This is a genomic window from Chitinophaga sp. S165, from assembly GCF_003182155.1.
GTDB lineage: Bacteria > Bacteroidota > Bacteroidia > Chitinophagales > Chitinophagaceae > Chitinophaga.
In genome coordinates, this window is record NZ_QGTG01000001.1 from 2,062,045 (window position 1) to 2,083,597 (window position 21,553).

Here is a 21,553-nt window from a genome sequence, read left to right on the forward strand (position 1 = left end):
GAAACGATTTAAAATAAGTTCGGTAAAAATATGTTGAATGTTGTTCCTACACCGGGTACCGATTGTAGATCTATCCTGCCTTTCAGTTTTTCGATTGTTTCTTTTACGAGGTACAGTCCCAGGCCTGAACCATTGGATTTTTCAGATACCCTGAAGAACATATCGAAGATCTTCTGATGGTATGCGGCCTCAATTCCGATACCGTTATCTTTCACAGTGATATTTGCTCCTTCTTGCCCTAATGAAATATTCACCTCAATGAAGGGTTCTGGTTTTCCCGGGTCATAATACCTCATAGCATTTGATATCAGGTTATTCAGGAGTATGGAGATCCTGCCTTCGTCCGATCTGAACACACTTTCTTCCTGTATATTGACATCGAACCGGATGGGTGGCTTATCGACATTCAGGAATTTAAGGTTGTCCCTGATCTCGGTCAGTAACTGACGGAAGTCGATGTCCTGCACTTTTATGTTCAGGCGGACGTTCCGGGAATAGTCAAGGATATCCAGGATGAACCTGTCGAGTTTTTCTATACTGCCTTGCATCATTCCGAGGTCCTGCAATACATTTTCGTCGGCAGTCTCGGAGGTTGTATATTCAATGAGTCCCAGCACGGATGCAAGCGGGGCTCTCAGATCGTGGGAAACGCTGTATACAAAGCGGTCAAGCTCATTGTTGGTTTTCTTCAATCTGTTATTCGAGGCTTCCAGTGCTTTTCTATACCTGATCTTGTAAGTAACATCTCTGAAGTTTGCGATGTAGCCATTTACGATATCTCCGTCGAGGTGGTTCGTTACGGAACCTTCTGTCCAGATCCAGCCACTGCCTTTTACCCGGAACCTGATCTCAAAATGGATCGGCCGTGCAGGATTTTCCTGCATTTGGGAGACAAGACCATTCACAGTAACGTGATCATCGGGATGGATGAAATCAAATACAGAGGTACCGGTGATCTCTTCCACGGAGTAGCCGATCATGCGGCTCATCGATTGGGTAACAAATACAAATTTCAGTTCTTCGCTGGTTACGGTAATAGCGTCATTTGAATTCTCCAGCAGTGACCTGAACTTCAGTTCGCTATTTTCGAGCGCCAGTTCTGCTTCTCTTCTCTTTGTGATGTCTGAGCTAATCCCATCGATCCTGACCAGGAGCCCGTCATGTCCCAATGTGGGTGTTATTCTCATTTCCAGCCAGCGTATCTGACCATTTTTATGATGGATCCTGTATTCGCACAGGTTGCTCTCACCTTTGCTGAGACGTTTGTTACTTTCCAGCACGGATTCCTTATCATCGTCATGGATGAGGGAGAACCAGAGGTCTGGATCGCGGAAGAACTCGTCGACGCTATAGCCGTATAGCTGTACACAGGAAGGCGACATCTGCAACAGTGTATGTTGTTCCATGTTGACGGAGAAAAAGACGTCTTCCATGACATTAAAAAGCCTTCTCAGTTCGACATTAGCTTTGAACAAGGCCCTTTCTGTGTTCCTGATATCACTGATATCGAAGGTAACGCCTATCAGGCTGATACTTTGCCCGCTTGCCTCGTCTCTGACCAATTCACCAATTTCCCTGACTACCCTTTGCTGCAGCGGGTCGCCCGCACGGAATAGCCGGAATTCGATGTCGTACCGTCCTGACACCTGAATGGCCTTGTCCACTTCTGTGCTGAGATATTGCCGGTCGTCCGGATGCACATATTCCCTGTAGTTATCCGAGATGGGATCAACTGACCCGGGTACTACGCCCAGCACAGCATAGAGCTCATCCGACCAATAGCCCGGCAGTTCCAGTGTATTGTTTGTTACGGGCAGTTCCCAGCTGCCGGCACTGGCAAGGGATTGTATTGTTTTCAGGTGCTTCATTTCCCGGAGCAGTTTCTGCTGACGGATGATCCTGTCTGCACATTCCTTTTTCAATCTTCTGGCCATTGCTATCAGTGAGGGGATGCCGGTTTTATGAACATCATTTGCTTCACAGATACCGAAGACATTCAAGGCAGCCTGCAGTTGCCGGAAGATAGCTGTACTTACCCGGGACTCAGGGACAGCCGGGGGCTTATCCTCCAGTAACTGACTGATTTGACCAAACAGCGCGGCATGTGCCGGAGAGAGATCACTTTCTTTGAAATATTTGCTGATCAGATGCCTTATGTCCTTATTCATTGTAATATCAAAATGCCCAGATATATAGTCTACATATCGGGGATAGTTCAAAACGCGGAAACTGTTGTACCTAAATTTACCTTTAACGGTTGCATCGACGCCGTATCTGCTACGTACAGTTATATACCATATGCAATAATCAGTTGTAGGTGACCGGATGTTTAACTTCGCACAAATCTTACGCCGAAATTTAACATTACCTTTTCCAGACCACTACGCTTACGTATACATGCTATAAGATCCTTCTATCAGTAAGGGAAAATTGAACATATCAGTACAAATTGCCATAAAAAGTTCAATAAAATCCCCGAATTTGGCATAGCTTATACTGATTTTTTTTGTCTAAATTGACGGCTTAAAGCTCAGCATTATGAAACAAGTAAAAAAGTACCCCGCAGCTATTACTATCTTCGGGGCTAAAGGCGACCTGACGAAACGCAAGCTCATACCCGCGCTGTATAATCTTTTTACCGATAACCACCTGCCTCCGGCATTTTCCATTTACTGTGTCGACTTCCTGGAAGTAGACCCGGATGAGTTCAGGAAGGATATGCTGGCCGGGGTAAATGAATTCAGCCGGAATGGCATTGCCGAAACTGCGAAGTGGAATGAATTTGCCTCCAGACTGTTTTACTTACAGGGCGACTTTCAGAAAAAGGAAACCTTTATTGGACTTGGTGAAAGGCTGAAGGCTTTTGAGAAAGAAGCGGCACAAACCATTTCAAGGGTCTTCTATTTTGCCGTAGCGCCTCGCTTCATAGAGACTATTTCTGATGCATTATACCAGCACAACCTCTGTAATAAAGACAACCTGGACCGTATTGTAATAGAAAAACCATTCGGTACGGACCTGGACACCGCAAAAAAGCTGAACCGTTTTCTGGCCAAGCGATTTGCAGAAAAACAGATCTATCGTATAGACCACTACCTGGGTAAGGAAGCAGTACAGAACATCATGGCTTTCCGCTTTGCCAACTATGTGTTCGAGCCATTGTGGAACAAGAAATATATTGACCATGTTCAGATCAGTGTATCAGAGCAGGTAGGCGTGGGTAAGCGCGGCGGTTATTACGACAGCAGCGGCGCATTGCGGGACATGATCCAGAATCACCTGTTACAGCTGCTTTGTATAGTTGGTATGGAATGCCCGGGCGCTTACAAATCAGAGCAGATCAGGGATGCGAAAACGAAGGTAATGAAGAGCGTAAGGCCTTATACTACTGCGGAAGTATTTAAGAACGTGGTACGCGGACAATACAGCGCTGGTCTTATTAACGAAGACCCGAGGCCAGCTTACAGGAAGGAAGAACATGTGGCATCCTCCTCACTGACCGAGACCTTTGTCGCCGCTAAATTATGTATCGATAACAAACGCTGGCAGGGAGTACCCTTTTTTCTGCGCACGGGTAAATCCATGCCTGCACAGTCTTCCGTTGTAGTAATACAGTTCAAAGACAGTCCGCATAAAATATTCAAGGACGATATCGTTCCAAACCGCCTGATCATCAGTATTCAGCCTGAACTGGAGATCAGTTTACTGTTTGAAAGCAAGATACCGGGCCTGCAGATGAAGCTGAAACCGGTAGAGATGGACTTTACGTATAAGGAATCTTATACAGAGACGATCCCTGAAGCATATGAAGCGTTGCTGCTTGATGTGTTACATGGAGATGCTACCTTGTTCATGCGTGCCGACCAGATTGAGGCTGCATGGAAGGTTGTAATGCCGATCATTGACGCCTGGAAGAAATACCCGGCTAAAGACCTGCATATGTATAAAGCGGGGAGTTGCGGACCAGAGGCAGCCCACACGCTGCTGAAACCTTATGCTAAAGAGTGGTATGAGTTACCGTTCAGCAAAACGGTGAAGGCGCTGCCAGACCTTAAAAGCGTACAATAAAATAAAGATCATAAAGGCAGGAAATTCTTCCTGCCTTTATGCTTTAATAAACAGCTTGCACGTTATTAACCACGCGATGTCCGTGTGCTTTTACCGTCGGGGCCAATATAAGCGTGCAATTAGTTCCGGCAGGAAATATCAGGACCGATCTGGATACGATCGGTCGTACAGATATGACTGGGCCAGCTCATACTCCAGGTAGCTTCCCATTTGGGACCGCTGCACCACATCACTCCTACGCCGGGATTCTCCGGATAGATACCGATCGATCCTTCGAGCGGCTCGGCATATGTCACATTAAAAACATACACGCCGGCTTCCCGTTCACCGAAATCGTACGGGAAAGTCGGGTTGTACACGGTTGTTGAATAACCGGTGTAGAAGTTCTTTAACTCAATGGTCAGAACAGGCAGATTGTGGTCATTGTAGGCCACAAACCTCGGACCACATGCAGCTGATGTGGATTCTTTCTTTACAGGCGGATCGCCGTCTTTAGTAGTGAAACCTGCATTAACAATAAACATGGCAGCCGCCAACAGGGCGATAAGTGTTCTTTTCATGGGACAGTGGTTAGATTAAGGGTGACGAGATGGTTAACGTTCGGATACAAATTACGGGGCTTTGTCAGATTAACCTATCCCGTAAAAAGGTGATATTTGAACATGATAGGATTTTCTTATTTAAGGCGCCTTTGGCTATCAATATACCGGCTAATTCATAAATGACTATTTTTATAAAAACAAGCTTTGAATATTCCACCCAATATACAACTGCTCTACACCCCCATACAGCCCTCCGTCAGAGGGACTACGGAAGATGTGGTATATAAGGAATATGCACCTCACCAACAGCTGCAAAACATCATTTACTGTTACTGGCAACTGAAAACCACGCAACCACTAACTGGCGACTTCATTTATCGCGTAGTGGCGGATGGTTGTATTGACGTATATTTTGAACCAGGCAATCCCCCGGAAAACTATGTCATGGGCTTCAGCAGCAAGTATACAGAGTTTTCCCTGGGCCATACGTTTCATTATATAGGCATCCGATTTTTGCCCACCATGTTCCCACAGTTATTCGGTATCAACGCAGCAGAGCTGACTAACCGGTACGAATCATTAAGCGCTGTAGCACCCGCCCTGGCCTGTTTTATAGAGAGCAGCCTTGACGAACAGCTTTCAATGGCGGAGATAATAAGCAGACTGGATATCTGGTTGCTGCAATTATCAGGCAATGCCATATTCAATGCTGACGGCAGGCTTTATGAGGCCATGGACCTCATTGTGAAGAATGCGGGCATAATATCGCTTGAGAGCGGCATTAATACAGGTATCAGCGCCAGGCAGCTGCGCCGGTTGTTTGAGTATTATGTGGGCGATACCCCGAAAGTCTTTAGTAAGATCATACGTTTTCAAAATATCCTCCGTGCGAAACCATCTGTACAAAGCCTGCGGCAGAACAAATTATTCTTTGACGCCGGTTATTACGACCAGGCACACTTTATAAAAGAATTCAAAAGCCTTTATGGCATAACACCCTCCAAAGCATTTGACGCGAAATAATGTTTGTCCGTTTTTTACAATGTTTGGGGCTTCGCTTATCTGAACTTTGTGGTATAAACTACAAGGAACATGAATAAACTAATAATACTGGCAATTGCCCTCCTGTTTGCTACCGGCATGCAGGCACAAAACCAAAAACCAAATAAGATGAAACTAAACGCAGGTATCGTTACAAGCAAGCTCGCGGAGAGCAAAGCCTTTTACACCAATGTGCTGGGATTTGGTGTTACATTCGAAAATGATTTCTATCTGCTGTTGCACACCCCTGGCCGTAAAGCTGAGATCAGCTTTTTATTACCGGACCATCCTTCCCAGCAATCATTGTTTCATCAACCTTTTAATGGAACGGGCATGTATCTGACCATTGAAGTGGAGGATGTAGACAAAATATATAAAGAGATCAAACAAAAAGGTATTGAAATAAAGATAGACTTACGCGATGAGCCCTGGGGCGACCGGCACTTCGCTATAACTGATCCTAATGGCGTGAATATTGATATTGTGCATTATCATGCGCAGCAATAAGCAGCCAGGCGATTCATTACAAATTATCAGCTGTGATAAAAACGATTAGATAGTACGTAATTGAAAGCGGCCATTCCGTTCTATACGAAATGGCCGCTTGTTTGTATTACTTATTTAATTTCCTTTTTGCGGTGAGATACTTTCTTAAAGGCACGTCATACAATACCATCGCGATATATGCGATACCGATCAGCACTATCGTTGAAATACTTATGACCCAGGCCAGTGTTGCGGTATCCGGCTTGTACTGATGAAAATAATTAGCAAACGCCCACATCACTGCGTAGTGTGTCATATACAGCGGATAGGAGATCTTACCAGAAAAGCTACATATGCCTTGTGTACGTGAACTAAGTTTTGAACCAACTCCCAGTGCGACCAGCAGCGGGAAATAAAAGATCACAACAAGCACTTCCGCCAGCCAGTTCAGCTTAAACCAGGGCATCAGCAAAGCTGCCAGCAGTAAAATTGAAAGCCCTATGAACCCAAGTTTGTTCCTGATCGCGATGTTGTAACGATATATCAGCATTCCTGCTGTAAAAGAGTATGAGATACGTGCTGCACCATCCCAGAAGCTGTCTTTACCCCAGCCCCCCATCACGTTACCGGCGCGGAAACCTACATACGCAAGCCATGCCCCTGCAACAACTGCTATTACCAGCAACACCTTTTTATCCAGTCGCCAGAGAATAGCGGCATAAACGAGATTAGCAACATACTCCCAGAACAGCGACCATGCCGGCGCATTGAGACCAAAGAGGTTGAAATATCTGTCTGGCATAACAGGATACGGGATCAACAATATGGAGGTCAGCAATATCAATACCACTTTCCCGAATGAATAAGCAGGAGCTACCGCTGCAAAAGGATCAAAGAAAAACGTCAGTAATCCAAGTACTGAGCCCAGCAATACCAGGGGATGTAAGCGGATTAACCTTGACTTGGCGAATTCCACTAATCCCATCTTCTCTATGCGGCCGTCATACGCATAAGCTATCACAAAACCACTCAGGCAGAAGAAGAAGTCGACCGCCAGGAATCCGTGCCCTGCAAAGTTCTTACTATAGTCGCTGTAAACTATTTCCATAAAGTGAAAGATCACCACCACTATGGCGGCAATGCCTCTCAGTCCGTCCAGTATTTCGAAATGCTGTCTTGTCTGTAATAGATCTGTCCCCGTTTTCGGCGCTGCTACCGTCGCTGTCTGCATAATTACAAGTTGATGAATTGTGTAAAATAATCATCGCAGGCTATATATACAAGGGAAATTATGCCAGCGGCGGCTTCGTCGCAAAATGCCTGCACATTGTCTTAATCACACCGCGTGTTGCTGTGAACGTACATGTAGCTTTGTAACATATCAAAAATGATGATGCCATGAGAAAAGTCATAGTTAGCATGTTTTTAAGTATGGACGGTGTATTGCAGGGCCCTGGCGGACCAGAGGAAGATACCTCTAATCAGTTTAATCTGGGCGGCTGGATCGTTCCCTACTTTGACGAACAGATGGGAACGCAGCTGGATAAGATCCTATCTTCCCCATATGACCTGCTACTTGGCAGGCGTACTTATGAAATATTTGCTGCTCACTGGCCATACCAGGAAAATGATCCGATTGCTGAGACATTCAATCGTATTGAAAAGTATGTAGTGGCTGATTCTCCTGTTGATCTCTCCTGGCAAAATTCGACGCAGATCACTGGCATAGATGGGCTGAAGAAGCTGAAAGAACAGGATGGCCCGGATTTGCTGGTACATGGTAGTGGCAGACTGGTGCAGGCCTTGCTGGCGAATCATCTGATAGATGTGTTACATACGTGGATATTTCCTATTACGCTTGGCCGGGGAAAGAAGCTGTTCGAAGAGGGAACGCAGGCAGTTCAATGGAAACTTACTGATTCAATGATATCAAGTACAGGGGCGATCTTTGCGAGTTATGTACCGGATGGTGAGGTTCGCACCGGGTCAATGCCTGTGGTAGTGAGTGAAGCGGAGATGGCGAGACGCGAGAAACATCGGAAGGGTTGATGTCCTGCTAAATACCGGTGTTACTTTTTAATCGCCAGTGTTCCTTTATTATTGTCAGCATATATTCGGCTGCTTCGGCTTCGGGCGGGTCCCTGGCTGTAGTTCTTTGAAGCTTCGTTCTCTTAGGCTTTATCAAGCGGATGGTCAATTGAATCGCTATTTAACCCCTATCGGTCGTATCAGCGCGCTTCAAATAACTAAGGCCAGGAACTCCGCCCGAGCCTCCGCTGGCGGGACGGCCTGGTTAATTCAGAGAGGAGAATGGATCAGTTGTTAGCGTTGGCTTTGATTGATCTCGTCGTTGATGGAGTGTAGTACGCCCATTTTCAGATCGTACATTGATAAACTGAGCTCGTTTATGCCAATACCTTTGAGGATGTAGCTGGTCAGTATTGCGGCCATTACGATCATATCTACTCTTAGAGGGATCAGTCCTTTCATTGCCGCCCTTTCTTCATGACTGGAGGCTATTAAACGATCCTGCAGCTTCTCATAGGCATCTATGTCTAAAGGTTTGAAAGCAATGTCTCCAATGTCTTCGCCGTTGTTCAGCAGTATCGCGAATGATTCGAATGCGCCTGCTGATCCTATGAGCATTTCCGGCTTATACTGGGCACACGCTGCTTTCAGGTCGCCCAATGTCTGGTCCAGGTGGTTGATGATGGCAGTATGGTCTGCATTGCTGATCGGATCGGAGTTAAAGTATGCCTGCATTAAACGTGCGGCTCCTATGTCGTAGCTTCTTTTCCAGATCATGCCTTTGTCGTTGCAGATGATGAATTCCGTACTGCCCCCTCCTATGTCCATGATCAGAGATGTCTTTTCAATTATCCCAATTGCCTGCACGCCGTTAAAGATCAAAGCAGCCTCCTCTTCTCCGGTGATCACGTCGATCTCAATACCGGCGTTCCTGGCTTCGTTTACAAAGTCTTGTCCGTTAATAGCCTTTCTGACAGCAGATGTAGCTACTGCTTTTATTGCGTCAGTATTGTGTGCGGCTATGGTAGCTTTGAATGATCTCAGGGTGCGGATCCCTCTTTCAAACGCTTCGGGAATGATCATGTTCTCATTGATGCGTCCCTGACCGAGTAGTACGGGTACCGTTGTTTTATAGACGATCTCCGGCGCTTTACCAGTGCCGGAAAGGTCTGCTATGATCAGATGGAATGTGTTTGTACCCAGGTCTATAACGGCCGCCCTCATGATGTCTTTTGTTTTTGCAAATCTAGTTTTTAATGGGTAAACAACTAAACATTTGGCCGATATCAGATAGTATTGTATAATGCGTCAGACAAATAGTTCCTCTACTAACCCAACGTAAACTATCATGAGCAATATTCCATTTCAAACGATAGACTGGAGCAATGTTGAGAAAACAGTACATACCGGAGAGACAGGTACCGCGTACTGGCAAACTATTCAGTTCCAGGGGCTGAGGATCCGGCTGGTTGAATATTCTAAAGGATATCTTGCTGACCATTGGTGTGAAAAAGGCCATATCGTTCATTGCCTGGAAGGCGCTTTTGTAAGCGAACTTAAAAACGGTGATCTTTTCCATTTAAGCAAAGGCATGACGTATGTAGTGTCTGATGAATTGAGCTCTCATCGTTCAATATCAGAGAACGGTGTTAAGTTACTTATTATCGATGGAGACTTTCTAAAGCTTAATTAAGGTTTAGTAGGGCTTGTTAAGGCTCGCTGAATGGTTTATCAGGGTTAATTAAGAGCTAGTGAGGACTAGTGAGGCGTTAGTATGTGTTAATAATGATTTCGTTAATACTATTATTAAATCCTGATGGTATTGTGTAATTTGAGCCTTATACTTCTTTTAAGTATTACATTGTTACAAGTCTACTAGTATTACCAGATATGACAGATCACAAATACGAGGCAGCCAAAGCTGCCAGGGCATTAGTCAGCGCAGGACAAACTATTGGATTGGGGGGCGGCAAAACGATCGCTTATCTGGCAGAGATGCTTGCGGAAGATGTGCAGCTAATGCAATCACTCACTGTTACCAGCTCCTCATTTGATACGACCGTACTGTTACATGAAAAAGGCTTCAGATTAGTAGCGCCGTCGCTTGTCAGTAAACTGGATATCTATTTTGATGGCTGTGATGTGTTTGATAGACAGCTTAATGCATTAAAGAGCGGTGGTGGTATTCATGTCATGGAAAAGCTGCTGGCGGCTGCGGCAGACAAGTTTGTGTTGCTGGGAGACGCCGGTAAATTTCAGACAGCTTTGAATCCTAAATATCCCATAGCAATAGAGTTTCTGCCACAAGCATTGGGTGTTGTGCGTAACAAGATGGAGTTGCTATGTCCAGGAACGAGGTTCGTTCAGCGTATGAGCTCCGAAAAAACAGGGGCAGTGATATCTGATAATGGGAATATGCTGGCGGATGTTTACTTCGATGCATTTCCTGATCTGGAGGCACTGGACATCAGGGTAAAAATGATCCCGGGAGTGGTAGGGCATTCATTGTTCTACAGGATGGCACATCAGGCTGTGATATCCGGAGACAATGGGGTGCAATATATTTATCCTGTGTAATGGGAGAATATCTATAGTGATTATTACCACATGTTGCTGTCATATGGTTATTGTTAGCATGGTTATAATAAGCTGACGGTAACCAGCCTTATTACTACTATCATGTTTGCTGTCAGTCTGATTATTACCAGCTAACTTCTACATAGTCTTTGAATAATTTCCCGAACAATTGCTCGCCATGCATTCCCCTGTATATGGGATCATAGATCCTTGCCGCTGCATCATCTAACATGAGTGGTGGTATCACTCCCTTTTCTTCGAGACGTGTACGCTTTTCTATCGGGTTACCGGTAGAGACCCAGCCTACATCGACACTGTTCATGTAAATACCGTTCTCGGCATAGTCAGAGCCGCTGGTGCGGGTCATCATATTCAATGCGGCCTTTGTCATGTTGGTATGTGGGTGGTAGATGGTTTTTCCTTTGTAGCTGAACTGTCCTTCGGAAGAGCTTACGTTGATGATGTACTTATCACTAAAAGGTGAATTCATTAGCATCTGCTTCAAGCGGCTGTTCAGCATGAACGGTGCGATGTTATTGACCAGATTAGCGGATAAAACTTCAGCAGTGTCCACTTCTTCGAGTTTCATCGTCCATGAGTTACTGCTACGCAGGTCGAGTGGCTGATCAAAAAAGTCTGTCTTATGCGCAGGAAAGAAAGTGTGTTCCGCCAGTAAGCGTTCGTTCGATTCAATCTTAAGTGGTGCGGCCACCATTGGGTTTACCAGCATCCGTGACTGATCATCCTCATGTACAGCACCAAGCTCAATTTTTTTGTCTACCAGTGGTTTATAATAGGCGGCAGGGTAAGAGATCGTTTGCGCCGCATTGTTGATGATGATGTCAATACTTGTGAAGTTATCCCTTACGTATTGCAGGAACATTTCTACCTGGGGAATAGATATCAGATCCAGGCTATAAATGAAGAGACGATGTTTCCAGGTATTGAAGTCGGGTTCTTTACTATAGTTCAGCAAAGCATCGGCTGCAAATCGTGTGGTGCCGATCACGGTGGCGCCATCCCTTAATAGTTTTAAGGTTGTTACATAACCGATCTTCATACGGGCGCCGGTAACGATGGCTGTACGGTTACTTAATTCCAGACGTTGCGCCTTTTTCAGCAAATGGATATCTGCACAAGCAGGGCATAATCTATGGTAATGATGATGTAGTTCTGTGTATGGCATCCGGCAGGCGTAACAAATGATCGCATTTGGTACGGTATGCTGCAGGGGGATGGGAATAATATTGGTGGGTCCCTGGCTAACGGAAATCTGCCTGGCCTGCCGCAGGACTGTGGTGTTTTCAATAGCAGCCAGATTCGCGGCCTTGCGTTCCGCAGCAGCAGTTTGTTTGATATCCTTCTTGGCCGTTTTATAGATTTTAGTGACCAGTCCTTTCAGGCGGTCGGTATCGGGAGAATCGAAGGGATGTTTGCCAAGGAACTGCAAAATTTCATAAAACTTATCCCACTCCTGCTGCGAAAATTCCTGCATGAAGAACTACTTATACTTCAAAAAATGGTTTAGCCGACAGGATTCGAACCTATTCTTCCTACGTGATTGGTGGGCGAGCTTCCAATACTCCACGGCAAACCGTTGCAAATGTATAACATGTACATTTATTATCATACATATTTTTTTCTATGGGAAGGACAAAGCTGTATGCCTGATGACAGGAAAGTGGTAAATTCATGAAGCCAGGAAAAAGCTCTTTGTTCCTGCAACCTTTTTGTAGCTAAAGCGTCTTTAGACATGGACAATGGTTCCTTTTGATAACACCCAACTGACACTATTAAACCTTTTAGACATGCCAGTACCATCTGTTAAAGCAATCTGCATATCTGCGATATGCATTCTCTTTTGTGCGTACTCGTTCGGTCATAACGGGAGTATCGCTTATGCGTACCCTATCAGTAAGATCACTGTTGACGGCGATCTTTCCGACTGGCCGAAAAATGCTGTCAAATATATGATCGCATTAAATCCATCAGACACAAAACCCAAGAGCGGATCAGACCTTTCAGGCTTCTTCCAGCTTGGTTACCGCCTTGACGAACAGTCTTTATACCTTGCGTTTACTGTCACAGACGACGATTTTATGGAGGATACCACTGAGAATGTACGGTGGAATACCCAGGACGGGCTGCAAATAAGCCTTGATGCGCGTCACCTGATCACGGGTTCGGGCGTGGCCTCCTTCATATACAGCAAAAAGCTGCGCCATAGTGATAATGCCTTCTTTGATCCATTTGCCAGCGCGGCCAAATGGGATATCATGGAGGTAGCTATGACCCGCAAAGGCAGCACCCGTTTTTACGAATGGCGTATAAAATTGGGGAATGAACTGGTAGTCGGGAAATCACTCGGTTTTGATGTTAATGTATTCGACAGAGACCAGGATAGCACCTTTTCATGGTCGGCCTGGGGCAAAGGTGATCAGAAATATATGAACCCGAACAGTCTGGGTGATATCGTTATTTTACCTACCGGCGCTAAACTGGCCGCTGTTTCAGGAAAATTAGCCTGGGAGAAACCAATGAAAGCAAAGCTGCCGGCACAGGTCCGTCTGAATGCGCTGGATGGTCCTAAGTTCTGGGTTGCAACATCGGTAGATAGTCTGGGCAATTATACAGCGATGGTCCCACCCGGTAAATACGAACTTCTGGTACCTGAGTCTTTTGTCCGAGCCGACAAAAAACTGTATGCTGTCAGTCAAAAGAATACCGTCAGTACGACGATCAGGACAGGGCAGAAAACCGTTGCTCCCGACCTCATTGTTTCGTCGGCAGCTGAACCAGACCTAATCCCTGATAAGGGAGTACTACTTGATTTCACAGATGCAGGAGCCGGTCAGGTAGATAGTTTTATTGAGGCTTACCGCCGTTACTATGGAATACCCGGTGTATCGTTAGCCCTGATCAAGGATGGGAAAATGGTGTATCACAAAACATATGGCGTACGCAACTCGATGGCTAATGATAAAGTGGATGATAACACACTGTTTGAAGCGGCATCTATTACCAAACCTGTTTTTGCATTTGCAGTTGAGCGGCTCGCGGAACGTGGGGTCATTGATCTTGACAAGCCGTTATATGAATATCTTCCTTATAAGGATATTGAAAATGACGAACGATATAAGCTGATCACCGCGCGACATGTATTAACACACCGGACAGGTTTTCCCAACTGGCGGTCAATGAACCCGGATGGAAAGTTAAACATCAAGTTTACCCCCGGTACGGCATTCAATTATTCAGGTGAAGGTTTTGAATACCTGAAGCTGGTTGTAGAAAAGATCACCGGTAAAAAGGTTGAGCAGGTATTGCAGGAAGAGGTGATTGAGCCTATCGGGCTTTATCATACATTTTTCTCAAAGAACGACTCTTTACAGCGGATGGTGGCATATGGTCATTATGACAAGCTACCAAGCCCGAACGATCTGCCGGAAAAACCAGGTATGGCCTATTCCATGCACACCGAAGCAGTGATCTTCACACGGTTTATGTTATACCTCCTGGAGCAGAAAGGGCTGAAGCCTGAAACTTACGATACCATCATGACTAAACATTCAGAATATAACTTTGACAACTGGGATGAGAAGCCGAAGGTCCCTACATACATGGGGATGAGCCTTGAAATAAGGGAAACTCCTTTTGGTAAGACGTTCGGTCACGGTGGTAATAATGGCGATTTCAAATGCAAGTTTGAAGTATATAAAGATCAAAAAATGGGCTATGTCATTTTCACCAATTCCAATACATCTGATGCACTGATCCAGAACCTTCGCAAGTTTTTAGTTGAAGGGAAGGACGATACTCCGCAGACAGCAGGCAATTAGTACCTGGTTGTTGCATCCTGGGAGGCAGCTAACGACATGAGATAAAGTATCCGAAGACATAAAATAAATGATTTGGGTATTATCTTAGCGATTCATTTTTTACCCTTAAATGAATTCTCATGCGTTTAGCTGCCTCCTCGTTATTGATACTGGTCATATCCTTCTGCAGCAGTAAGGTATTTTCACAGCAACGGCCTAATATCATTTTTGTATTAACGGATGACCTGGGTTATGCCGATCTTTCCTGTTATGGCAACCCGGTTATTAAAACGCCGTTTTTAGACCAGATGGCAGGAAAAGGCGTAAGAGCTACCAACTATGTTGTTACCAGTCCTACCTGCTCCCCTTCAAGGGCTTCTCTGCTAACGGGCAGGTATTGCACAAGGCCTGATATTCCCAGTCCACTGGCACCGGGTTCTAAATTAGGACTACCGGCAGCGGAAGTGACAATTGCCGAAATGCTGAAGGCATCAGGTTACCGGACGGCCATGGTGGGTAAATGGCATCTTGGCGATCACCAGGAAAATCTGCCGATGAATCAGGGCTTTGATTCCTATTTCGGATTGCTGTACAGTCATGATTACCGTCCGCCGTATTTTAAGGGCGATTCCACTATAAAACTTTATCGCAATAATGCACCTGTTGTTGTTAGTCCGCAGGACAGTTCTTTAGTGCAACTATATACCAAAGAAGCCATACAGTTTATAAAAGAGCAGAAGAAAGAAAAGCCATTCTTTTTGTACCTGTCGCACAACATGCCTCACCTGCCTGTTTATTTCGCAGCGCACAGAAAGAACAGCAGTATGGAAAACGGTGGAGAACTGGGTGCTGTGATCAGTGATATGGATGCAGGTTTGGCCGCTCTCTGGAAAACACTGGAAGAGCAAGGTCTGGCAGACAATACCATTTTTATGTTCTCAAGCGATAATGGCCCGTGGAATGACTATCCGTCACGTATGTCGGACGATAACGTTACTAAGTCCTATCACACAGGCTATACCGGTGTATTCAGGGGAAGCAAGGCTACTACTTATGAAGGCGGTGTGCGTGTACCGTTTATTGTTTACTGGAAGGACCATACATTGAAAGGAGAATCGGTACAAGCTGCAATGACTTGTCTTGATGTGCTGCCTACGCTCGCCGAATGGGTACATTGCCCATTGCCGGCTAACAAGGTGCTGGACGGACAATCCATTTCCACCGTGCTTACCAAGAAGAACGCCCCCGATAATCACAGAGAGATCTACTATGTACACAATAATATACCAGAGGTAGTACGCGAAGGACCATGGAAGTTGAGGAAAACAAAATCAGCCGGTCAGACCAGCACGGAATTGTTTAATCTTAACTATGATCCTGCTGAAAGAGTGAACCTGGCGAAAGAACATCCGGAGGTAGTAACAAAACTGGAAGGACTTTTAGGGCAATATCCGACGAATTAGTAAGCGTTGTTGATAGTTCTTATACGAAAGAAGCTCAATAGAAAGTTTTCTATTGAGCTTCTTTCGTATAAGGCTATTTTTTAGTCTTATCTGTAAGATCTTTGATCATTACTCTTCTGAAATCGATAGGCTGCCCCTCACTCTGTAATGCTATAAATCCTTTATTCAGCAACTTACCGTCCTGTTTCTCATTAGGGTCGTACCTATTGACTACAGGGCCACCGATCTGTGGCTTGGAGTATTGGAGTACGGTATCGCCGTTGATGATGTGTGTGATGAGTGAATCGCCGAGTACGATGAGTTCGGCTTTAATCCATTCGTCTTTATTGTATGTTTTAGAGGTAGAGTTAATACAGTGGCGGGTATCGAGTTTACCTTCGTACACGATATGCGTGCCAGGAGAGCACATGTTTCCGGTAGGACGTGGCTGACCGTCGTCCAGGCCGGCCAGGAATTGCATTTCAATTGAAATAGGCCAGTCCTGTTCTTTAGGCATGGTGTGCGGGTCTTGCGAGTGATACATCACCCCACTATTCAGCATTGTATAGGAAGGAGCCGTTTTCACCCATTCACCTGTAAAACGGTATTCCAGTTTGAGATGGTAATAGGAGAAAGGTGTTTTATAATACAGATGTCCGAACTGGTCGTTAAAGTTCCCGTATTGATCATAACGGACCTGGATGGTACTATCCTGTACGCGGAAGGTATTTCCATAGTTATCTCCGGTTTCATGATGATGGATCTTTACGACCCAGTCATTAATATCTTTACCATTAAATAATGGAACCCATTGTTCCTGGGCGTGGGCGGCATACTGAAAGATAACAGCCGGCAAGAGCAAGATCAGCGTACGAAACAGTTGTTTGTTTATCATAACGTTCATGAGTGACTTGCTTAAATATAGACAGAAATTATTTCATTTTATAGCTACTTTTTTACTGTTTTATGTTAGTGCTATGAGTGCCCAGGTGATCAATCCGGCAGTGAACGTCACTATTCCCAGGGCTGTAAATGTCATTCTCCTATTATATTTCCTCTCTTTCAGGAATTCCTTTTTTACCTCATCATGCCCTTTCACATCCTTCACAGCAGCATATACCCTTCTACTATATATTCCGGTTGAGAAGATCGCAGACCGGGTGTTTGGAAGATCTTCGGCAAGTCTGAAGAAATATTCCGGTTGCTTCATTGCGATGGTATCTATAGTTGTTACGAAGTAAATCCCATCGGCCGTTGAGAGTTGAGCCATGCTATCCTTCAGCGTGGCGTACGTGATACTTCGAATGTTCTGTGTGATGTAATTTGTCAGCCTGGTATGCTGATCATGGGAGGCACTGATGCTATCTTTTACTTCCTTAATTCTTTTATCCGCCCATAATTCAAACTGCCGGTGGTTCATCTGTTTCTCCGGAACCACCGTCCACGTATAAAAAGCATTCCTGAAACTGTGGTGACCCAACGGGTAAGTTTCATTCACTTCAGTGCTCATAGCGGCATAGTAGCGCTGGTAATAGGCATTGTTCATTTTTTCATTTGCAAGCAGTGTGTCTGTAACTGTATTCAGCAGGTATTTCTTTGTTTTCCCGGACTTGTAGAGCAGATAGAGCTTACCTTCCTCACGGACGATCTTTGAATTCCTTCCGGCATATGAGTTATCCGGCTGTTTTTGAAGCGTATCTTTCTTTTGCATATAATAACCACTGGCTCCCTTGTCATAGAATGTTGTTACCGGGTACACGACACCTTCCTGTTCATTTAGTTCTACGTAGTAGGGATGCCATTGGCTATCTGTCTGAAGAAGCCGTGCCTGTCCTAAAATAGCGGGACAGTGCGCTAAGATGAGCATTGTTAGTATCAGATGTTTCATAAGGGTATGAGATAGTCGGGTAACGTGAATTGTGTCAGAATAAATATATCGAAAAAGGACTGGTAATTATGTCTTGGGGAATTCTTTCACTTTTCTTTAACTATATACAAAAAAAGGATGTACCAATACTGATACATCCCCTCGCCTATTCTATCCTGACAATTAATAGTTCACTGTCAGTTCTCCTAAAAACACTCTCTCATTTATAATTCACATGTTAATTCATTTGCAATACCTGTGGGCCAAACTCTTCGAAGAAGATCCGTCCACTGTCTACACCTAAGGCTTTCAGATCACGTACCTGTTTCTGAATGAAAGGACCAGGTCCGCATACATAATACAGGGTATCTTCTGTATGCGCCAGCTCTTCCAATCTGTGTAAGTCCAGGTGACCTGTGTATATACCTTCTTCCAGTTCTGTATCTGTAGCCGTGTTATAGAAAGTGTATTGTGTCAGTCGCTCGTTCTGTTGTACCTGTTCCGTAATAAAGTCTTTAAAGGCATGTACACTACCATTTCTACAACCGTGCAGCCAGGTTACCGGTGCTTCGTGTTCCTGATTCAGGACGTGCTGCAACATGCTCACGAAAGGTGTTACACCTACTCCACCGCTGATAAACATTACCGGTTGACGGAGCTCTGATGGTATGATAAAATTACCTGATGGAGCGGTGAGCATTACTTCTGTACCTTCCAATGCATCTTTGTGGAGGGCATTACTGATCATACCGTTGGTATCGACAGAAGGACCTGTTTCTCTTTTGACAGAGATACGGAAGTAGTCGTTATTGGGTGTATCTGATAAGCTATATTGTCTGATCTGAGTAAGGCCTATAGCGGGCAGGAATAATTTCAGACTGATATATTGACCTGGTTGATGTGCGGGTACTTTGCCGCCATCAGCAGGGTACAGATAAAAAGAACAGATCTCATCAGATTCCATCACACGTTTCCCTACTTTGAATGTTCTCCATCCGTTCCAGCCATAAGGTATACTTTCCTTCTGCTTGTATAACTCTGTTTCATATCCTGACATCACGGCGGCCAGTTGTATGTATGCGGCTTTCCAGGCATCCAGTATTTCGGGTGTGGCAGCATCGCCTAATATTTCACCAATGGACGCCAGCAGGTGTTTGCCAACTATCTGGTACTGATCCGGCTGAATGTCCAGACTTGTGTGTTTCTGACCTATACGGTCGATTACAGGTAATAAAACGGAAGGATCATTAATGTTTTCGGCATATGCGAGAACAGCGCCTGCCAATGCGTGCTGTTGTTTACCTTGCTGCTGGTTACCGAGATTGAAGAGGTTCTTCAGTTCAGGATTATGTTGGAACATCCTGTTATAGAAATGACTGGTTAATTCCACACCGTTTTCCTTTAGGAAAGGAACTGTTGCTAACACTATATTTTTCTGTTCTGTCGTCATTGTATATAATATTAATATAAAAATACCTTTTTATCCGTTATTAGTTCAGAGGTTTGCTCTGTTTGTGAGGACAAAGCTAAAGCATAATCTTATAAAAGACAAAATTATCTTTTATTATTTAGAAGGGTGGTTTGTTATTTGGGGTTATTGGCATAGGGTGTCGGGGGCCCGGGGTTAACACCCCGCGTTACAACCAGGGGACTCCTGACGGAGTCCTATTGTGGTTTGTTTATTGTATTTATACCCTATATATAGGGCTGTTACAGTTTTATTTCATAATTTTCCCAAAAACAGAACAATGAAATATTTCCTCATGCACCTCATTCTATTAGCAGCTGGTAGTACTTTCGCTCAATCAGGGTTTCCTGGCTTTTTGCGGGGAACCTGGAAGGTGGAAAATGAAGAAACATATGAGCATTGGGACAGTCTTAATGAGCAGCGCCTGAAAGGGTTTGCCTATGAAATGAAAGATAGGCAAATGAAGGTTTCAGAATATCTGGATATCACCAGAAAAAATAAAGATGTTACGTATACTGCCAGTGTTGTCGGGCAGAATAAGGGGAAAGACGTTACGTTTAAGCTGATGAAGGCTGATAGTGTTTTCTCATTTGAAAACCCTGGTCACGACTTTCCTAAGAAGGTGCTTTATAAGAAAGTATCTGATACAGAAATTTATGTAGAAGTATCTGACGGAAAAGATAAAAAGTTCAGCTATTACATGCAGAAGCTGCATGTAAATAAGATTGCAAAGGATCCTACTAATGCAAACCCCAATTATGATAAGGCTTTAGCGCAGAAACTGGGCGCTGATGATTATGGCATGAAAGCTTATATATTGGTTATCCTTAAAACCGGTACTAACCAAACATCAGATAAGAGTGTGATCAGTGAGAGCTTTAAAGGGCATATGGCAAATATCAACCGGCTCGTAGAGGAAGGTAAGCTGATTGTGGCCGGCCCTATGGGGAAAAATGATAAAACCTACCGGGGTATTTTCATTCTGAAAGATATAGCTACACTCGACGAGGCAAAAGCACTATTACAAACCGATCCGGCAGTAAAGGCGGGTATACTGGATGCGGAAGTTTACAACTGGTATGGTTCTGCTGCCCTGCCTGAATATCTGCCTTTTTCAGATAAGATCTGGAAGGTTCAGCCCTGACATGTAGCAATAGTGTATTCGGGCTTGATCTATTTCTTAACCTTTACAATTATTGAAAACTGGAATGTATAGCACTCATGAGCGCTGTCCTGTTAACTCATGCCTATAATTTTCCTATAAGTATCCAGGTGTTGAAGGTATAACGCTGTGCCCCTTTCAGATGATATATATTTAGTTCTTACGAAAATCGGTAGGACGTGAGTGGGTAAACTCCTGAAATGCATCACTGAAAGAGCTAATACTATTGTAACCTACCATATAAGCTATATCGCCAATAGGTTTCTGTGTTTTCAAGATCAGCTCAATGGCCTTGATCATACGGATGGTTTTCAGGAACTGAAGGAAAGAGATCTGTAATGTAGACTGAAACAAGCGGGACATGGATCGTTCGCTGATGTTAAAACGGCTGCTGACACTTTTTGCTGTAAGCTGCTCACCCATATTTTTCTCCAGGTATTTACTGATCTTCTGCATCTGTTCATTGTCTGTCGTAGGCAGGATGATAGGCAGTGATTTATTGTCCAGGTGTGGCAGGATATTCTTCAGGGCAATCAGGAATTCAAAGTTTTCGTCCTTTTTAGACATATCCCGGCCATCCCATCGTTCTGAATAGTTAATCATCTGGATCAAGAGTTCACTGGCCGGATAGATCCCTAATTTGCCATAAAAAGGATTCACACCATCATCATGGGAATAGAAATACAGTGAACGAAGGACGGTTGCTGAATAACCGATCCTCAGGATATGCTCCACTCCTTGCGGCACCCAGAGGTAGTGCCTTGCAGGTATCACATAAGTGCGAAAATCAATTGTGATATAGGCTATTCCTCCCTCTACATAACTTAGCTGGCCTTTTGTATGCGTATGCAAGGGGATTAACTTCTCTGACTTTTCGTGCATCACAAATACACTCTCCGGCTGTTTGTCAATATCCGGTAATGAGGCAATGAGTCCCATGTTCTTTTATTGAATAAGCAATATTATCTGCAGAACGAAAATAAACAATTTGGCCGGAATGATGTAAAGATTGACTTTTTTAGGGAAAAGAGAGATGTGCTTGTAGTATAATTTT

18 protein-coding genes and 1 tRNA gene are annotated in these 21,553 nt (G+C 44.5%); 9 read left to right on the plus strand and 10 right to left on the minus strand.

Going from position 1 to position 21,553, the window contains the following annotated elements:
- Positions 1 to 8: 8 nt before the first annotated feature.
- On the minus strand, positions 9 to 2,168 hold the full coding sequence (locus tag C7475_RS07455) for a PAS domain-containing sensor histidine kinase (RefSeq protein WP_146217508.1): 2,160 nt from the start codon (positions 2,166 to 2,168) through the stop codon (positions 9 to 11).
- A gap of 370 nt (positions 2,169 to 2,538) precedes the next feature.
- On the opposite strand from C7475_RS07455, the gene zwf reads away from it, so the two are divergent.
- Positions 2,539 to 4,068, plus strand: a complete 1,530-nt coding sequence (gene zwf, locus C7475_RS07460) for a glucose-6-phosphate dehydrogenase (RefSeq protein ID WP_110052668.1) — start codon at positions 2,539 to 2,541, stop codon at positions 4,066 to 4,068.
- Positions 4,069 to 4,187: 119 nt separating this feature from the next.
- Here zwf and C7475_RS07465 read toward each other — a convergent pair whose 3' ends face one another.
- Positions 4,188 to 4,628 carry a hypothetical protein gene (locus C7475_RS07465; RefSeq protein WP_110052669.1) on the minus strand — a complete coding sequence of 147 codons (441 nt, stop codon included), beginning with the start codon at positions 4,626 to 4,628 and terminating at the stop codon, positions 4,188 to 4,190.
- Positions 4,629 to 4,814: 186 nt separating this feature from the next.
- On the opposite strand from C7475_RS07465, the gene C7475_RS07470 reads away from it, so the two are divergent.
- Positions 4,815 to 5,633: a helix-turn-helix domain-containing protein gene (locus tag C7475_RS07470; RefSeq protein ID WP_110052670.1), complete on the plus strand. Its 819-nt coding sequence runs from the start codon at positions 4,815 to 4,817 to the stop codon at positions 5,631 to 5,633.
- Positions 5,634 to 5,702: 69 nt separating this feature from the next.
- Positions 5,703 to 6,158, plus strand: a complete 456-nt coding sequence (locus tag C7475_RS07475; protein WP_199236182.1) for a VOC family protein — start codon at positions 5,703 to 5,705, stop codon at positions 6,156 to 6,158.
- 106 nt (positions 6,159 to 6,264) lie between these two features.
- On the opposite strand, the gene C7475_RS07480 is transcribed toward C7475_RS07475, so the two are convergent.
- Entirely contained in the window at positions 6,265 to 7,368 is a 1,104-nt protein-coding gene (locus C7475_RS07480) for an acyltransferase (RefSeq protein ID WP_110052671.1), read from the minus strand.
- 167 nt (positions 7,369 to 7,535) lie between these two features.
- Here C7475_RS07480 and C7475_RS07485 point away from each other — a divergent pair, with 167 nt between their 5' ends.
- Positions 7,536 to 8,186, plus strand: coding sequence for a dihydrofolate reductase family protein (locus C7475_RS07485; RefSeq protein WP_110052672.1), 651 nt, complete (start codon positions 7,536 to 7,538; stop codon positions 8,184 to 8,186).
- Positions 8,187 to 8,459: 273 nt separating this feature from the next.
- Here C7475_RS07485 and C7475_RS07490 read toward each other — a convergent pair whose 3' ends face one another.
- Positions 8,460 to 9,389 (minus strand): exopolyphosphatase, encoded by a 930-nt coding sequence (locus C7475_RS07490; RefSeq protein WP_110052673.1) that lies wholly within the window; start codon positions 9,387 to 9,389, stop codon positions 8,460 to 8,462.
- A gap of 124 nt (positions 9,390 to 9,513) precedes the next feature.
- Here C7475_RS07490 and C7475_RS07495 point away from each other — a divergent pair, with 124 nt between their 5' ends.
- Both C7475_RS07495 and rpiA read left to right on the plus strand, forming a co-directional pair.
- Positions 9,514 to 9,858, plus strand: coding sequence for a DHCW motif cupin fold protein (locus tag C7475_RS07495; RefSeq protein ID WP_110052674.1), 345 nt, complete (start codon positions 9,514 to 9,516; stop codon positions 9,856 to 9,858).
- 197 nt (positions 9,859 to 10,055) lie between these two features.
- Positions 10,056 to 10,742: a ribose 5-phosphate isomerase A gene (gene rpiA, locus C7475_RS07500; protein WP_110052675.1), complete on the plus strand. Its 687-nt coding sequence runs from the start codon at positions 10,056 to 10,058 to the stop codon at positions 10,740 to 10,742.
- 124 nt (positions 10,743 to 10,866) lie between these two features.
- Here the strand turns inward: rpiA and C7475_RS07505 are convergent, their stop codons facing one another.
- Positions 10,867 to 12,237 carry an SDR family NAD(P)-dependent oxidoreductase gene (locus tag C7475_RS07505; RefSeq protein ID WP_110052676.1) on the minus strand — a complete coding sequence of 457 codons (1,371 nt, stop codon included), beginning with the start codon at positions 12,235 to 12,237 and terminating at the stop codon, positions 10,867 to 10,869.
- Positions 12,238 to 12,262: 25 nt separating this feature from the next.
- Positions 12,263 to 12,336 (minus strand) — tRNA-OTHER (locus C7475_RS32925).
- A 214-nt stretch (positions 12,337 to 12,550) separates the two neighbouring features.
- Here C7475_RS32925 and C7475_RS07510 point away from each other — a divergent pair.
- On the plus strand, positions 12,551 to 14,581 hold the full coding sequence (locus C7475_RS07510) for a serine hydrolase (protein WP_110052855.1): 2,031 nt from the start codon (positions 12,551 to 12,553) through the stop codon (positions 14,579 to 14,581).
- A 119-nt stretch (positions 14,582 to 14,700) separates the two neighbouring features.
- Complete coding sequence (locus tag C7475_RS07515) at positions 14,701 to 16,023, plus strand: sulfatase-like hydrolase/transferase (RefSeq protein WP_110052677.1); 1,323 nt, start codon at positions 14,701 to 14,703, stop codon at positions 16,021 to 16,023.
- 73 nt (positions 16,024 to 16,096) lie between these two features.
- Here C7475_RS07515 and C7475_RS07520 read toward each other — a convergent pair whose 3' ends face one another.
- The 3 genes from C7475_RS07520 to hmpA all read right to left on the minus strand — a co-directional run bounded on the left by C7475_RS07520 (position 16,097) and on the right by hmpA (position 19,319).
- Positions 16,097 to 16,897, minus strand: coding sequence for a DUF1080 domain-containing protein (locus C7475_RS07520; protein ID WP_233259783.1), 801 nt, complete (start codon positions 16,895 to 16,897; stop codon positions 16,097 to 16,099).
- Positions 16,898 to 16,966: 69 nt separating this feature from the next.
- Positions 16,967 to 17,890 (minus strand): hypothetical protein, encoded by a 924-nt coding sequence (locus C7475_RS07525; RefSeq protein ID WP_146217509.1) that lies wholly within the window; start codon positions 17,888 to 17,890, stop codon positions 16,967 to 16,969.
- Positions 17,891 to 18,107: 217 nt separating this feature from the next.
- Entirely contained in the window at positions 18,108 to 19,319 is a 1,212-nt protein-coding gene (hmpA, locus tag C7475_RS07530; RefSeq protein ID WP_110052680.1) for an NO-inducible flavohemoprotein, read from the minus strand.
- A 298-nt stretch (positions 19,320 to 19,617) separates the two neighbouring features.
- On the opposite strand from hmpA, the gene C7475_RS07535 reads away from it, so the two are divergent.
- The gene (locus tag C7475_RS07535; RefSeq protein WP_110052681.1) at positions 19,618 to 20,481 is read left to right on the plus strand and encodes a YciI family protein; all 864 of its coding nucleotides are present in this window, start codon (positions 19,618 to 19,620) and stop codon (positions 20,479 to 20,481) included.
- A gap of 171 nt (positions 20,482 to 20,652) precedes the next feature.
- Here the strand turns inward: C7475_RS07535 and C7475_RS07540 are convergent, their stop codons facing one another.
- The gene (locus C7475_RS07540; RefSeq protein WP_110052682.1) at positions 20,653 to 21,438 is read right to left on the minus strand and encodes an AraC family transcriptional regulator; all 786 of its coding nucleotides are present in this window, start codon (positions 21,436 to 21,438) and stop codon (positions 20,653 to 20,655) included.
- Positions 21,439 to 21,553 lie beyond the last annotated feature (115 nt).

Excerpts from the sequence above, each read along its gene's own strand:
- C7475_RS07475 (WP_199236182.1), top strand. The coding sequence starts at position 5,703 with ATGAATAAACTAATAATACTGGCAATTGCCCTCCTGTTTGCTACCGGC.
- C7475_RS07490 (WP_110052673.1), bottom strand. The coding sequence starts at position 9,389 with ATGAGGGCGGCCGTTATAGACCTGGGTACAAACACATTCCATCTGATC.
- C7475_RS07510 (WP_110052855.1), top strand. The coding sequence starts at position 12,551 with ATGCCAGTACCATCTGTTAAAGCAATCTGCATATCTGCGATATGCATT.
- C7475_RS07455 (WP_146217508.1), bottom strand. The coding sequence starts at position 2,168 with ATGAATAAGGACATAAGGCATCTGATCAGCAAATATTTCAAAGAAAGT.
- C7475_RS07480 (WP_110052671.1), bottom strand. The coding sequence starts at position 7,368 with ATGCAGACAGCGACGGTAGCAGCGCCGAAAACGGGGACAGATCTATTA.
- C7475_RS07485 (WP_110052672.1), top strand. The coding sequence starts at position 7,536 with ATGAGAAAAGTCATAGTTAGCATGTTTTTAAGTATGGACGGTGTATTG.
- C7475_RS07535 (WP_110052681.1), top strand. The coding sequence starts at position 19,618 with ATGAAATATTTCCTCATGCACCTCATTCTATTAGCAGCTGGTAGTACT.
- C7475_RS07495 (WP_110052674.1), top strand. The coding sequence starts at position 9,514 with ATGAGCAATATTCCATTTCAAACGATAGACTGGAGCAATGTTGAGAAA.
- C7475_RS07520 (WP_233259783.1), bottom strand. The coding sequence starts at position 16,897 with ATGATAAACAAACAACTGTTTCGTACGCTGATCTTGCTCTTGCCGGCT.
- C7475_RS07515 (WP_110052677.1), top strand. The coding sequence starts at position 14,701 with ATGCGTTTAGCTGCCTCCTCGTTATTGATACTGGTCATATCCTTCTGC.
- zwf (WP_110052668.1), top strand. The coding sequence starts at position 2,539 with ATGAAACAAGTAAAAAAGTACCCCGCAGCTATTACTATCTTCGGGGCT.
- C7475_RS07505 (WP_110052676.1), bottom strand. The coding sequence starts at position 12,237 with ATGCAGGAATTTTCGCAGCAGGAGTGGGATAAGTTTTATGAAATTTTG.
- C7475_RS07465 (WP_110052669.1), bottom strand. The coding sequence starts at position 4,628 with ATGAAAAGAACACTTATCGCCCTGTTGGCGGCTGCCATGTTTATTGTT.
- hmpA (WP_110052680.1), bottom strand. The coding sequence starts at position 19,319 with ATGACGACAGAACAGAAAAATATAGTGTTAGCAACAGTTCCTTTCCTA.
- C7475_RS07525 (WP_146217509.1), bottom strand. The coding sequence starts at position 17,890 with ATGAAACATCTGATACTAACAATGCTCATCTTAGCGCACTGTCCCGCT.
- C7475_RS07540 (WP_110052682.1), bottom strand. The coding sequence starts at position 21,438 with ATGGGACTCATTGCCTCATTACCGGATATTGACAAACAGCCGGAGAGT.
- rpiA (WP_110052675.1), top strand. The coding sequence starts at position 10,056 with ATGACAGATCACAAATACGAGGCAGCCAAAGCTGCCAGGGCATTAGTC.